A 12,299-nucleotide genomic window follows, 5' to 3' on the forward strand; every position below is an offset into this window, starting at 1 on the left:
CCGGTGTCGTCACCGCGTGGCTTCGGAGGCGTAGGTCTCCAGGTACGCGGTGACCAGGCGGCGCGCTTCCTCGATCGTGGCGTCGTCACCGGCCGGCGCGCGCCGGAACGCGATGTCGAAGAGCCGGGTGCCCACCTCGAAGGCGAGGAGCAGGGCGAGCAGAGGCGTGTCGGCCGCCACGAGGCGCTGCTCGACGAGGTGGCGCCAGAGCCGTTCCGCCTGAGCCTCGTCGAAGGCGCGCACCAACTCGTCGAGCGTGGTGTGACGTCCCGCGAACCACAGCTCCGTGCAGCTGCGGTGGCGGCGGAGATAGTCGAGGAGCAGGTCGACCATGACGTCGACGGCCTCGCGCAGCGTCTGCGCCGTGGGTTCGGCCAGTGTGGCGCCGATGAGCCTGTCCAGCTCGCCCAGGTGTCGCTGCAGGAGCTCGGCGTCGACCTCGTACCGGTCGGCGAAGTAGTGGTACATCGAGGCGATCGGGATGCCGGCCCGCTCGCCGGTCGCCTTCAAGGTGGCGGCCTCGTAGCCCTGCTCGGCGAGCAGCGCCTCGGCGGCGTCGAGGATGGCCTTCCTCCGCTCCAGCCCGCGACGCTGGGCCGCCGGGCGAGCCGGGGTCCGGCTTGTCGCATTGTTATCGAACACGATTCGAGATCGTATCAGCCTCACGGCCGGACCTTCCTGCTCGGCATGTATTGACACGCCCTGAACACCTCATAAACTCGAAGTCGAATCGACATCGACTTTTAGCAGCACGCGAGCCGAACGAACGGAGAAGCCCATGGCCCACAGGTGGGACGTCGTGGCCGGGAGATGCGCGGGACGGACCGCGATCATCACGGGCGCCAGCCGCGGTATCGGGCTCGCGATCGCCGAGCGGCTGGTCGCCGAGGGCGCGAAGGTGGTGATCACCGGACGCAGGCCGGACGCCCTGGCCGCGGCCGTCGCCTCGCTCGGCGGCCCCGACCACGCGCTCGGCATCGCCGGTCACGCCGCCGACACCGCCCACCAGGACGAGGTCGTCGCCCGGGCGGTCGACACCTTCGGCAGCGCCGACCTGCTGGTCAACAACACCGGCGTCAACCCGGTGTACGGGCCGCTGATGGAGCTCGATCCCGACGTGGCCCGCAGTGTCGTCGAGGTCAACGTCCTCTCCGCGCTGTCCTGGGTCCAGAAGATCTACAAGGCATGGATGTCCGGACACGGCGGCGCGATCGTCAACGTGGCCTCGCTCAGCGGCATCCGGCCGGAGCCCGGCATCGGAATGTACGGCGCCAGCAAGGCGATGCTGATGCATCTCACCAAGGAGCTGGCTGTCGAGCTGAGCCCGCGCGTCCGGGTCAACGCGGTCGCGCCGGCCGTGGTGAAGACGAGGTTCGCCGCCGCGCTCTACGAGGGGCGGGAAGACGCCGTCGCGGCGGAGTATCCGCTGGCACGGCTCGGGACCCCCGACGACATCGCCGGCGTCGTGGCGTTCCTGCTCTCCGGGGACGCGGCGTGGATGACGGGTCGGACCCTGGTCGTCGACGGTGGTCTCGCAGCGGCGGGCGGTGCCTGATGGGAGCGCACGAGGCGGGCGCGACTCCGGGGCTCGACCTCGCCCGGCTCCGCCCATGGTTCGCCGAGGCCCTGCCGACGGCCCGGTCCGGCACACTGTCGGCCACCCTGATCACCGGCGGCAAGTCCAATCTGACGTACCGTCTCACCGACGGCGAGTCCCAATGGATCCTGCGCCGGCCGCCCCTGGGCCACGTGCTGGCCACCGCCCACGACATGGGACGCGAGTACGCGGTGATGGCGGCGCTCGCCGACACACCGGTGCCGGTACCGCGGCTGCACGGCCTCTGTCTCGACACCGGCGTCCTCGGGGCCGAGTTCTACGTCATGGAGGCGGTCGAGGGCCGGCCGTACCGCACGGCTGCGGACCTTGCCCCCCTCGGCCCCGCGCGGGTGCGGCGGATCTCCGGCGCCCTCGTGGACACCCTCGCCGACCTGCACACGGTCGACGCGGACGCGGTCGGGCTCGGCGGCTTCGGCCGACCCGAGGGCTTCCTCACCCGCCAGGTGGCACGCTGGCGCAAGCAGATGGGCGCCTCCTACTCCCGCGACCTGCCGGCCGCCGTCACCCTCCACACCGAACTGGAGGCACGCGCACCCGCGATGGACGCGGCCGCCCGCCCCGGCATCGTGCACGGCGACTTCCGGCTCGACAACGTGCTGATCGACGGAGACGACCGGCCGCGCGCCGTCATCGACTGGGAAATGGCCACCGTCGGCGACCCGGTCACCGACCTGGCGCTGATGCTGCTCTACACCCGGCTGGCCCGGCTGGTCGGCCCGGAGGTCGCCCCCGACGCCGGCGACGCGCCCGGCTTCCTGAACGAGTCCGAGATCGTCGCCCGTTACGCAGCGCGCGGCGGACGCGACCTCGGCGCCATCGGCTTCCACCTCGGTCTCGCCGCCTTCAAGCTCGCCGCGATCCTCGAAGGCATCCACTACCGCCACCTGAGCGGGCAGACCGTCGGGCCCGGCTTCGACCGTATCGGCGAGGCGATCCACCCGCTGCTCGACGCCGGACTCGCCGCACTCAAGGAACACTGATCATGCACTTCGCCTTCGATCCCCGCACCGAACTGCTGCGCGAGAACCTGCTCGACCTGATGTGGAGTCACATCCACCCGGCCGAGCGCGTGTTCGACCAGCAACTCGGAGCTCTCGACGACCGCTGGGCGTGGGACTCGGTCCCAGTGCTCGGCGAACTCCGGGCCGAGGCCCGCCGCCGTGGCCTCTGGAACCTCTTCCTCCCCGGCGAGGAGGGCGCCGGCCTCACCAACCTCCAGTACGCGCCCCTCGCCGAGATCACCGGCCGCTCGCCGGAACTCGCGCCCGCCGCCCTCAACTGCGCGGCACCGGACACCGGCAACATGGAAGTGCTGTCCATGTTCGGCACCGAGGCGCAGCGCAAGGAGTGGCTGGAGCCGCTCCTCGCCGGCGAGATCCGCTCCGCCTTCGCGATGACCGAACCCGACGTCGCCTCCTCCGACGCCACCAACATCGCCACCTCGATCGTCCGCGACGGCGACGACTACGTGATCAACGGCCGCAAGTGGTGGATCACCGGAGCGATGAACCCCAACGCCCAGGTGTTCGTCGTCATGGGCAGGACCGACCCCGAGGCCGACCGGCACCGACGGCAGTCGATGATCCTCGTCCCCCGCGACACCCCCGGCCTCGAGATCAGGCGCGCCATGGAGGTCTTCGGGTACGACGACCACGACCACGGCGGCCACGCCGAGATGGTCTTCCACGACGTACGGGTCCCGGCCGCGAACCTCATCGGCCAGGAAGGCGACGGATTCGCGATCGCCCAGGCCCGCCTCGGCCCGGGACGGATCCACCACTGCATGCGCTTCATCGGCGTCGCCGAGCGGGCGATCGAGCTGATGTGCGCCCGCGCCGAGGAACGGGTGGCGTTCGGCAAGCCGCTCGCCCGCCAGGGCGTGATCCGCGACTGGATCGCCGAATCCCGGGTGCGGATCGAGCAGCTGCGCCTCCTCGTCCTCAAGACCGCCTGGCTGATGGACACCGTCGGCAACAAGGGCGCCCACACCGAGATCCAGGCCATCAAGATCGCCACGCCCAGGACGGTCCAGTGGATCCTCGACAAGGCCATTCAGATCCATGGAGCCGGTGGCCTGTCCCAGGACTTCCCGCTCGCCCGCGCCTACGCCGGCATCCGCTCGCTGCGCTTCGCCGACGGTCCCGACGAGGTGCACAAGAACGCCCTCGCCCGCGCCGAGCTGAGCCGCCGGGCAGCCGCAGGCGACTACCGACCGGCGAAAGCCGACCCCGCACAGCCCCGCCCCACCGCGGCCAGGAGCCATCCGTGACAAAGACGACCACCAGCCGCCCCGCGTCCACGGACGTCGACGTGCTGATCATCGGCGCCGGGATCTCGGGCATCGGCGCGGCCTCCCACCTCACAACCCTCCGCCCGGGCACGTCCTTCGCGATCCTGGAGGGCCGCGACGGGATCGGCGGCACCTGGGACCTGTTCCGGTACCCCGGCATCCGGTCCGACTCCGATATGCCCACCTTCGGCTACGGATTCAAGCCATGGACCCACCGCAAGTCGATCGCCGACGGACATCTCATCCTCGACTACCTGCGGCAGACGGTCGCCGAGCACGGCCTGGCCCGGCACATCCGGTTCGGGCACCGGGTCGTCAGCGCGGAGTTCTCCTCCGCGACAGGACGGTGGACCGTCACCACCCAGCAGCCCGGCAGTCGGAAGAAGGCGAGGTTCACCGCACGCTTCCTCTTCCTCGGCACAGGCATGTACGACCACGACGCGGGATTCACACCGGAGTTCACCGGCATCGAGGAGTTCACCGGCACGGTGATCCACCCGCAGCACTGGCCCGCGCACCTCGACTACACCGGCAAGCGCGTCATCGTGATCGGCAGCGGCGCCACGGCCGTCACGCTCATCCCGTCGATGGCCCGCACGGCCGGGCACGTCACCATGCTGCAGCGCTCACCGAGCTACGTGTTCTCGCTCCCGGCCCACGACACCGTGGCCCACGCGCTGAGGAAACTGGTCGGCCACCGACGGGCGCACCGAATCGTCCGGCGCAAGAACATCATGGTCACGCGTGGCGTCTACAAGGCCAGCAGGCGCATGCCGAAACTGATGCGCAGGCTGCTCATCGCCCAGGTGCGCCGACAACTCCCCCGCCACTTCGACGTCGACACGCACTTCACGCCGCGCTACGACCCGTGGGACCAGCGGCTGTGCGTCGTGCCCGACGGCGATCTGTTCAAGGCGATCTCGGTCGGCCGTGCCTCGGTCGTGACCGACCACATCGACCGATTCACCAGAACCGGCATCCGGTTGAAGTCGGGTCAGGAACTGACCGGAGACGTCGTCGTCACCGCCACCGGGCTCACCATGGCGCCCTTCGGCAAGATCCGGCTGAGCGTCGACGGCCGCGAGACGAAACCCTCGGAGACCATGGCGTACAAGGCGATGATGCTCTCCGGCGTCCCGAACCTCGTCTTCGCGCTGGGCTACACCAACCTCTCCTGGACGCTCAAGGTCGACCTGGTCTGCGAGCACTTCTGCCGCCTGCTCGACCACATGGACGCCCACGGCCACGCCACCGTCGAACCCGTCCTGGACGACCCGACCGTCGCACGGGTGCCGTACATGGACTTGAGCTCCAACTACGTCCTGCGGGGCATCAGGGACTTCCCCCGGGCGGGAACGAGCGGTCCGTGGACGGTGGAGATGGCGTACGAGAGGGACGTCGAGCGGCTGCGTGAGGGGCCGGTCGAGGACGCCGCGCTCCGGTTCACCGCCGGCGGCCCGGTGCCGTCCGGGTCGCGGCCCCGTCCGGAGGCGGCACGATGAAGCGCGACATCACCTTCCTCAGCCAGGGCGTCCGGTGCGCCGCCTGGCACGTACCGGCCACGGACGACGCCCTGGCCGGCCCGGGCGGACGGCCCTGCGTGGTCATGGCCCACGGCTTCGGGGGCACCCGCGACAGCGGCCTGCTGAACTACGCCGAGGGCTTCGCCGCGGCCGGGATCGACACCTTCGTCTTCGACTACCGCGGCTTCGGGGACTCCGGCGGCAGGCCCCGTCAAGACGTCTCCGTCCGCCGCCAGCGGCAGGACTACCACGCGGCCCTCGCCGCCGCCCGGCGGCTGCCCGGCGTCGACCCGGACCGGGTCGCACTGTGGGGCGTGTCGTACGCGGGCGGCCACGCCCTCGTCGTCGCCGCCCAGGACGCGCGGGTCGCGGCGGTCGTCTCGCTGACACCCGTGACCGACGGCCTCGCCTCGCTGGCCCACCTCCTGCGTCACGCCGGGGTCGGCCGGATGCTGCGGCTGGCGAGGCACGGGCTGCGCGACTACGCCCGCGCCGTCACCGCGCGGCCGCCGCACCACGTACCCGTGGTCGCGGAGCCGGGCGCACTGGCGATGATGGGGGTCCCGCGCGCGCAGGAGATCTGCGCGTCCTTCGCCGGCCCCACCTTCCGCAACGAGGTGCGTGCCCGCGCGGCGCTGAAGGTCGGTCTCAACCGGCCCACCACCTTCGTGGACCGCCTGGCCTGCCCGATCCTCGTGCAGATCGGCACGAAGGACCGCATCGCACCCCCCGACGCGGCGCGGCGGACCGCCCGCAAAGCCGGCGGGCGGGCGGAGCTGCACGAGTACCCCGTGGACCATCTGGACGTCTACGCGGGACCGGGACAGCGGCAAGCACTCGCCGACCAGCTCGACTTCCTCACGCGGGTCCTGGATCACCACGGATCCCTCATTCAAGGGACGGGATGAACATGTACGACTACGTCATCGTCGGCGCCGGATCCGCGGGCTGTGTCCTCGCGGCGCGGCTCTCGGAGGATCCCGGCGTGCGGGTCGCGCTGATCGAGGCCGGCGGTCCCGACACCGCGCAGGAGATCCACGTTCCGGCGGCGTTCCCGCAGCTCTTCAAGTCCGACCTGGACTGGGACCTGGACTCGGACCCGGAACCGGGCATCGGTGGACGGCGGGCCTATCTGCCCCGGGGCAAGGTGTTCGGCGGCTCCAGTTCCATCAACGCGATGATCTACATCCGGGGCAACCCCGCCGACTACGACGGCTGGTCGGCGGCCGGGGCGACCGGCTGGTCGTACGCCGATGTGCTGCCGTACTTCCGGCGCTCGGAGGACAACGAGCGCGGCGAGGACCTCTACCACGGGGTGGGCGGACCGCTGACGGTCAGCGACGGCAGGTCCGGGCATCCGCTCGCCTCGGCCTTCGTGCGGGCGGCCGAGCAGGCCGGGCACAAGGCCAACGACGACTTCAACGGCGCGACGCAGGAAGGCGTCGGGCGCTACCAGGTGACGCAGCGCGGCGGACTGCGGTGCAGCGCCGCCGTCGCCTATCTGCACCCCGCCCTCGACCGGACGAACCTGACCGTGCTCTCCTCGGCCCGTGCCCACCGCGTCGTGATAGAGGACGGCCGGGCGGCTGGTGTAGAGGTCGCACGGGACGGCGGCGTCGAGATCGTACGGGCCGAGCGGGAGGTGATCCTTTCCGCGGGGGCGTACGAGTCCCCGAAGCTGCTGATGCTCTCCGGGATCGGTCCTGCCGCCGCCCTGTCCGCCTTCGGCATCGACGTCGTCCGCGACCTGCCGGTCGGACAGGGTCTGCAGGACCACTACATGACGCTGCTCAACTTCCGTACGGACGCCGAGTCCTTGATCAGCGCGGCGAGCCCCGAGAACGCGGCGCTGTTGCAGAGCGAAGGGCGTGGCCCGCTGACCTCCAACCTCGGCGAGGCGGGCGGGTTCTTCCGCAGCCGTCCCGAACTGGACGCCCCCGACGTGCAGTTCCACGCCGCTCCGGTGCTGTTCCACCAGGAGGGGCTCGGCGCGCCGACCGGCCACGGCTTCTCCTTCGGCCCGTGCGTGGTCGCCCCGACGAGCCGTGGCACGGTGACGCTGCGTTCGCCGCGCCCCGACGCTGCGCCCCGGATCGTCCACAACTACCTGACGACGGCCGAGGACCGGGCCGCCATCGTCGCCGGCATTCGGATCGCCCTGGAGATCGCCGCGCGGCCGGCGGTGACCGGCCTGGTCACGGAGGCCTTCGACGTGCCCGTCTCGCACTCCGACGCCGGACTCCTCGACTGGGCGCGGCGATCCGGGCAGACGCTGTTCCACCCGACGTCGACATGTGCGATCGGCTCGGTGGTCGACCCCGAGCTGCGCGTGTACGACGTGGCGGGCCTGCGGGTCGTCGACGCCTCGGTCTTCCCTTCGGTGCCGCGTGGCAATACCAACGCGCCCACCATCATGGCCGCGGAGAAGGCGGCCGACCTCATCAAGGGGGCCGTCCGATGACGACGTCCCCGCCCTCCACCGAGCAGGTGTGGGAGATCGACCGGGCCGTCGACGACCTGGTCCGCGGTGAGGCGGCCTGGGCCGCCTGCGACCGGGCGAAGCGACGCGAACTCCTGGAACGGATGCGGGCGGCGACCGCCGCGCAGGCCGAGGCGTGGGTGCGTGCGGCCGCCGCGTACAAGGGGCTCGCGGAGGACAGCCCGCTGCTCGGCGAGGAGTGGATCACCGGACCGTACCCCGTGCTGACCGGCCTGGGCGCCCTCGCCGCGAGCATCGAGGCCCTGGAGGAGAGCCGCAGCCCCGTCGACGGGTTCTCCTTCGGCCGGGCGCCCGGCGGGCGCGTCACGGTCCGCGTCCTGCCGCACAGCATCTGGGACCAGCTGCTGCTGAACGGCTTCAGCGCCGAGGTGTGGATGCCGCCGGGCGTCACGAGGCAGACGGTGCGCGACCGGGCGGGCCTCGCCCTCCTGCGCCCGGCGGAGACCAGGGGCGTGGGCGTCGTGCTCGGCGCGGGGAACATCACCTCGATCCCGATCCTGGACGTGCTGTACGAGCTGTACGCGAACAACCGGGTGGTCGCCCTGAAGCTCAACCCGGTCACGAACGGGCTCCTCGACGTCTTCGGCGAGGTCCTGGCCCCGCTGATCGACCTCGGCGCGGTCCGGATCCTCACCGGCGGTGCCGACGTGGGCGCCCACCTCGTGCGGCACCCGAAGGTCGGCCACGTCCACATGACGGGCAGTGCCGCGACCCACGACGCGATCGTCTTCGGTACGGGCGAGGAGGGCGCAGCCCGCAGGACGGCCGGGACTCCCCTGCTCGACAAGCCGGTCACCAGCGAACTGGGTGGGGTGTCCCCGACGATCGTGCTGCCCGGCGGCTGGTCCGAGGCCGACCTGCGCTACCAGGCGGAACACGTCGCCACGCAGAAACTGCACAACGGCGGCTACAACTGCGTGGCGAGCCAGGTGGTCGTCGTCAGCTCCGATTGGCCGCAGAAGGGCCGCTTCCTGGCCCATCTGCGCGCCGCCCTGGCCGACGCGCCCGACCGCCCCGCGTACTACCCGGGCAGCGACGACCGGGTCGCCCGGGCTCTCGACGCGTACGACGGGGCCGAGCGCATCGGCGGAGGCCGCGTGCTGATCACGGGGCTCGACCCCGCGCAGATCGGACCGGCCCTGACCGGCGAGTTCTTCGCCCCCGTCCTCGCCGTCCTGGAACTCCCCGGCGACGCACGCCAGTTCCTCACCGCGGCGGTCCGCACGGCGAACGAGGACCTCGCCGGCACGCTCGGTGCGAACCTGATCGCGCACCCGGGCACCGTGGCCGTGCTCGGCCCCGCACTGGACGAGGCGATCGCCGAACTCCGCTACGGAACCGTCGCGTTGAACGCCTGGACCGGAGTCGGCTATCTCACCGCGACGGCCCCCTGGGGCGCCTTCCCCGGCCACACCCTCGACGACGTGCAGAGCGGCATCGGCGTCGTACACAACGCGCTGCTCCTGGACCGGCCGGAACGCACCGTCGTACGGGGCCCGTTCCACCCCGCGCCCCGGGCACTCCTCCACGGGAGAACTACCCTCTCCCCCAAGCCCCCGTGGTTCGTCACCAACCGCACGGCGGCCACCACGGGCCGCCTCCTCACCGACTTCGCCGCCGCGCCCCGCTGGAGCGCGCTGCCGAAGATCTTCGCCTCCGCACTCCGCGGCTGACGCCCGCCATCCCGACGCGGAGTTCCGTGATCCGCGCGCACACGAAGGAGTTCGACCTTGCCCAGCACCGGATACACGGAGACGGGGTACGGGGCCGGCGTCACCGTCCTGGTCGGCGCGGAGCGAGGTGCCTACCCCTACGCGAACTCGGTCCTCGTCCGCGGCACCGCCGAGACGTTGGTCATCGACCCGTCGCTGTCGCTCGTCGGGACGGCACCACCCGCGGACGTGGTCCTCGTGAGCCACGCACACGAAGACCACGTCGCGGCTCTGGGTGACTACGAGGCGCCTGTCCACGTCCACGTGCAGGACCTGGCCGCGCTGCGATCCCTCGCGGTGATGGTCGAAGGCTACGGCCTCCCTCCGGACGCCGCCGAGCACACCGACCTCATGCTGCGCGACCGCTTCCATGTCCAGGACCGCCCCGAGGCCGAGGGCTTCGAGGACGGCAGCGTCTTCGACCTCGGCGGCCGCACCGTGACCGTCGTACACCTGCCCGGACACACGGCGGGCCACTGCGGATTCCTGATCGAGCCGGACGGATTCCTCTTCGTGGCGGACATCGACCTGACGTCGTTCGGCCCCTACTACGGAGACGTCGGCAGCGGCCTCACCGACTTCGAGACGTCCATGCGCCGCTGCCGGGAGATCGACGCCCGCTGGTACGGCACGGCCCACCAGAAGGGCGTGATCGAGGGCGCCGCCGAATTCTCCGAGCGCCTCGACGCTTTCGCGGGCGTCGTGGCGACGCGCGACGCGACCCTCCTGACGTTCCTCGCCGAACCCCGGACCGTCGACGAGATCGCCGATCGCCGCCTGGTCTACCGCCGCCACGTCGAAGGCCCCCACGTGCTGCCGGTCGAGCGGCGGACCGCTGTGCAGCACCTGGACCGTCTGGCCCGCGCGGGGCGGGTCGTCGAGGTCGAACCGGGACGGTTCCGCGCCACGTAGCACGCACGGTCCGGGTGCCCTGGAGTCGCCGACTCCAGCGATCTCGACATGGATTCGATTTTCAGTAATTCAGCACCGGAATACAGATACAGGGAGTCGCGAGTCATGGCCGCAGCGCAGCACAGTGACGAGGAGACCTGCGACGTCGTGGTCATCGGCGCGGGAATGTCGGGCCTGATGGCGGCCACGACCCTCGCGGACAAGGTCGACGTCGTGGTGGTCGAGGCCGAGGACCGGCCGGGTGGACGGGTCGAGACGGTTCGGAACGGCGAATACTGGATCAACGTCGGCACCCAGTTCACGGAGGGGACCGGGCCGTTGATCGACGCTCTCGACCGACACGGCATCGAGATGGGTTCCTTGGCCGACACGGGCGTGGCGCTCGTCCTCAACGGTGCAATGGTCGACGCGTCCGACGTGCTCGCCCTCATGTTCCGCACCCGCATGAGCTTCATGGACCGGGTCGGCATGGCCCTGGTCGGTGCCCGCATCCTCTCCGCAGTCCCGTTCCTGGAGTCGGACGGCCGCCTGGCGAAGAGGGTGCGGGCCAGGCTCGACAGGCGTCCCGCGTCGGACCTCCTGCGCGGCGTCCGCTCCGAGCTGACCCGGGCCGTGGTCCGGTCCTGGTCGGGGCAGTGGATGGGGTGTGAGCCGGAGGAGACGGCGGCGACCCAGCTCGTGACGTCGATCGGCATCGCCCTGACGGACCCGGCGAAGGTGCCGAACTTCGCCCTGCCGGTCGGGGGCAATCAGACCCTGACCGACATCCTGGCCGCAGACCTCGGTGAGCGTCTTCGGCTCGGGTCGACCGTCCGGTCCGTGGAGAAGAGCGGAGACGGCGTCGTCGTGAACCACGTCGTCGCCGGCCTCCCGGCGCGCATACGCGCCAAACGCGCCATCGTGACTGTGCCCAGCGACATCGCCTCGCGGATCCTTCCCGACCTACCTCTGACTCACCGTGAAGCCTTCGACGACATCCGCTACGGCCGGTACGTGATCGTCGGCTTCTTCACCGAAGAGGAAGGCCCTCAGCCCTGGGACGGACTCCTCGGCGTGTCCACGCCGCAGCTCTCCTTCCAGGCGGTGTTCAACCACGCCGCCGCCCTGCGCAAGAACGGCCCGAGAAAGCCGGGCGGCGCGCTGGCGTGCTTCGCCGGTGGCGCCTCGGCCGACGCCCTCTTCAAGCTCTCCGACGAGGAGATCGTCGCTCGATTCTCCGGGGACCTGCTATCGGTCTACCCCCAGCTCGAAGGGAAGCTCGGGGAGGGAATCGTGCGACGTCACCATCGCGTCGTGCCGTTCTGGGCACCCCGGGGGCGCGAATCGTTGCCGACGCTGCGCGCCCCCCTCGGACCGATCCACCTCGCCGGCGACTATCAGCTCCACATGCCGTCGCTCGCCGACGCGGCCACGTCGGGCGAGAACGCGGCGAAGGCGGTTCTGTCGAGCCTGGGCCACTGAGACTTCGGCTCTGGCCGGCCACCCCGCCACGGGGCCGGCCAAAGCCTCGACGGGACGGCGCGAGCACCCGCACAAGGACCGGCTCAGGCGTCCCGACGCCCAAACCGGTCAAGTGCGTTGCTCCCCAAGCGGTCCCCAAAAACGATCAAGGGGCCGTTTCAGATTGCTCTGAAACGGCCCCTGATCTACGACTCTTTCGAGTCGGGACGACAGGATTTGAACCTGCGACCCCTTGACCCCCAGTCAAGTGCGCTACCAAGCTGCGCCACGTCCCGGTGCCCGT

At 71.0% G+C, this 12,299-nt stretch carries 9 protein-coding genes, 1 tRNA gene and 1 pseudogene; 9 read left to right on the forward strand and 2 right to left on the reverse strand.

Annotation, left to right across the window (positions count from 1 at the left end; translation table 11 throughout):
* Positions 1–9 precede the first annotated feature (9 nt).
* A complete protein-coding gene (locus ACWCO8_RS07150) occupies positions 10–642 on the reverse strand; it encodes a TetR/AcrR family transcriptional regulator (protein ID WP_451031341.1) in 633 nt (210 codons plus the stop codon).
* A gap of 136 nt (positions 643–778) precedes the next feature.
* Here ACWCO8_RS07150 and ACWCO8_RS07155 point away from each other — a divergent pair, with 136 nt between their 5' ends.
* The 9 genes and pseudogenes from ACWCO8_RS07155 to ACWCO8_RS07195 all read left to right on the forward strand — a co-directional run bounded on the left by ACWCO8_RS07155 (position 779) and on the right by ACWCO8_RS07195 (position 12,016).
* On the forward strand, positions 779–1,555 hold the full coding sequence (locus tag ACWCO8_RS07155; RefSeq protein ID WP_451031342.1) for an SDR family oxidoreductase: 777 nt from the start codon (positions 779–781) through the stop codon (positions 1,553–1,555).
* Complete coding sequence (locus ACWCO8_RS07160) at positions 1,555–2,598, forward strand: phosphotransferase family protein (RefSeq protein WP_451031343.1); 1,044 nt, start codon at positions 1,555–1,557, stop codon at positions 2,596–2,598. The genes ACWCO8_RS07155 and ACWCO8_RS07160 overlap by 1 nt, the downstream gene beginning before the upstream one ends.
* 2 nt (positions 2,599–2,600) lie before the next feature.
* Positions 2,601–3,806, forward strand: a pseudogene (locus ACWCO8_RS07165) (acyl-CoA dehydrogenase family protein); the annotation flags it as partial.
* A gap of 77 nt (positions 3,807–3,883) precedes the next feature.
* On the forward strand, positions 3,884–5,410 hold the full coding sequence (locus tag ACWCO8_RS07170; protein WP_451031344.1) for a flavin-containing monooxygenase: 1,527 nt from the start codon (positions 3,884–3,886) through the stop codon (positions 5,408–5,410).
* Positions 5,407–6,339, forward strand: coding sequence for an alpha/beta hydrolase (locus tag ACWCO8_RS07175; RefSeq protein ID WP_451031345.1), 933 nt, complete (start codon positions 5,407–5,409; stop codon positions 6,337–6,339). Before ACWCO8_RS07170 ends, ACWCO8_RS07175 begins: the two co-directional genes overlap by 4 nt.
* A gap of 2 nt (positions 6,340–6,341) precedes the next feature.
* Positions 6,342–7,892, forward strand: a complete 1,551-nt coding sequence (locus ACWCO8_RS07180; RefSeq protein WP_451031346.1) for a GMC family oxidoreductase — start codon at positions 6,342–6,344, stop codon at positions 7,890–7,892.
* Positions 7,889–9,604, forward strand: coding sequence for an aldehyde dehydrogenase family protein (locus tag ACWCO8_RS07185; protein WP_451031347.1), 1,716 nt, complete (start codon positions 7,889–7,891; stop codon positions 9,602–9,604). Before ACWCO8_RS07180 ends, ACWCO8_RS07185 begins: the two co-directional genes overlap by 4 nt.
* Before the next feature lie 57 nt (positions 9,605–9,661).
* Positions 9,662–10,555 (forward strand): MBL fold metallo-hydrolase, encoded by an 894-nt coding sequence (locus ACWCO8_RS07190; protein WP_451031348.1) that lies wholly within the window; start codon positions 9,662–9,664, stop codon positions 10,553–10,555.
* 105 nt (positions 10,556–10,660) lie between these two features.
* Positions 10,661–12,016 carry a flavin monoamine oxidase family protein gene (locus ACWCO8_RS07195; RefSeq protein WP_451031349.1) on the forward strand — a complete coding sequence of 452 codons (1,356 nt, stop codon included), beginning with the start codon at positions 10,661–10,663 and terminating at the stop codon, positions 12,014–12,016.
* 201 nt (positions 12,017–12,217) lie between these two features.
* Here ACWCO8_RS07195 and ACWCO8_RS07200 read toward each other — a convergent pair.
* Positions 12,218–12,291 (reverse strand) — tRNA-Pro (locus tag ACWCO8_RS07200).
* Between the last annotated feature and the right edge of the window lie 8 nt (positions 12,292–12,299).

It is taken from the genome of Streptomyces sp. NPDC001927, from assembly GCF_053594455.1.

Excerpts from the sequence above, each read along its gene's own strand:
- ACWCO8_RS07185 (WP_451031347.1), top strand. The coding sequence starts at position 7,889 with ATGACGACGTCCCCGCCCTCCACCGAGCAGGTGTGGGAGATCGACCGG.
- ACWCO8_RS07155 (WP_451031342.1), top strand. The coding sequence starts at position 779 with ATGGCCCACAGGTGGGACGTCGTGGCCGGGAGATGCGCGGGACGGACC.
- ACWCO8_RS07180 (WP_451031346.1), top strand. The coding sequence starts at position 6,342 with ATGTACGACTACGTCATCGTCGGCGCCGGATCCGCGGGCTGTGTCCTC.
- ACWCO8_RS07195 (WP_451031349.1), top strand. The coding sequence starts at position 10,661 with ATGGCCGCAGCGCAGCACAGTGACGAGGAGACCTGCGACGTCGTGGTC.
- ACWCO8_RS07160 (WP_451031343.1), top strand. The coding sequence starts at position 1,555 with ATGGGAGCGCACGAGGCGGGCGCGACTCCGGGGCTCGACCTCGCCCGG.
- ACWCO8_RS07175 (WP_451031345.1), top strand. The coding sequence starts at position 5,407 with ATGAAGCGCGACATCACCTTCCTCAGCCAGGGCGTCCGGTGCGCCGCC.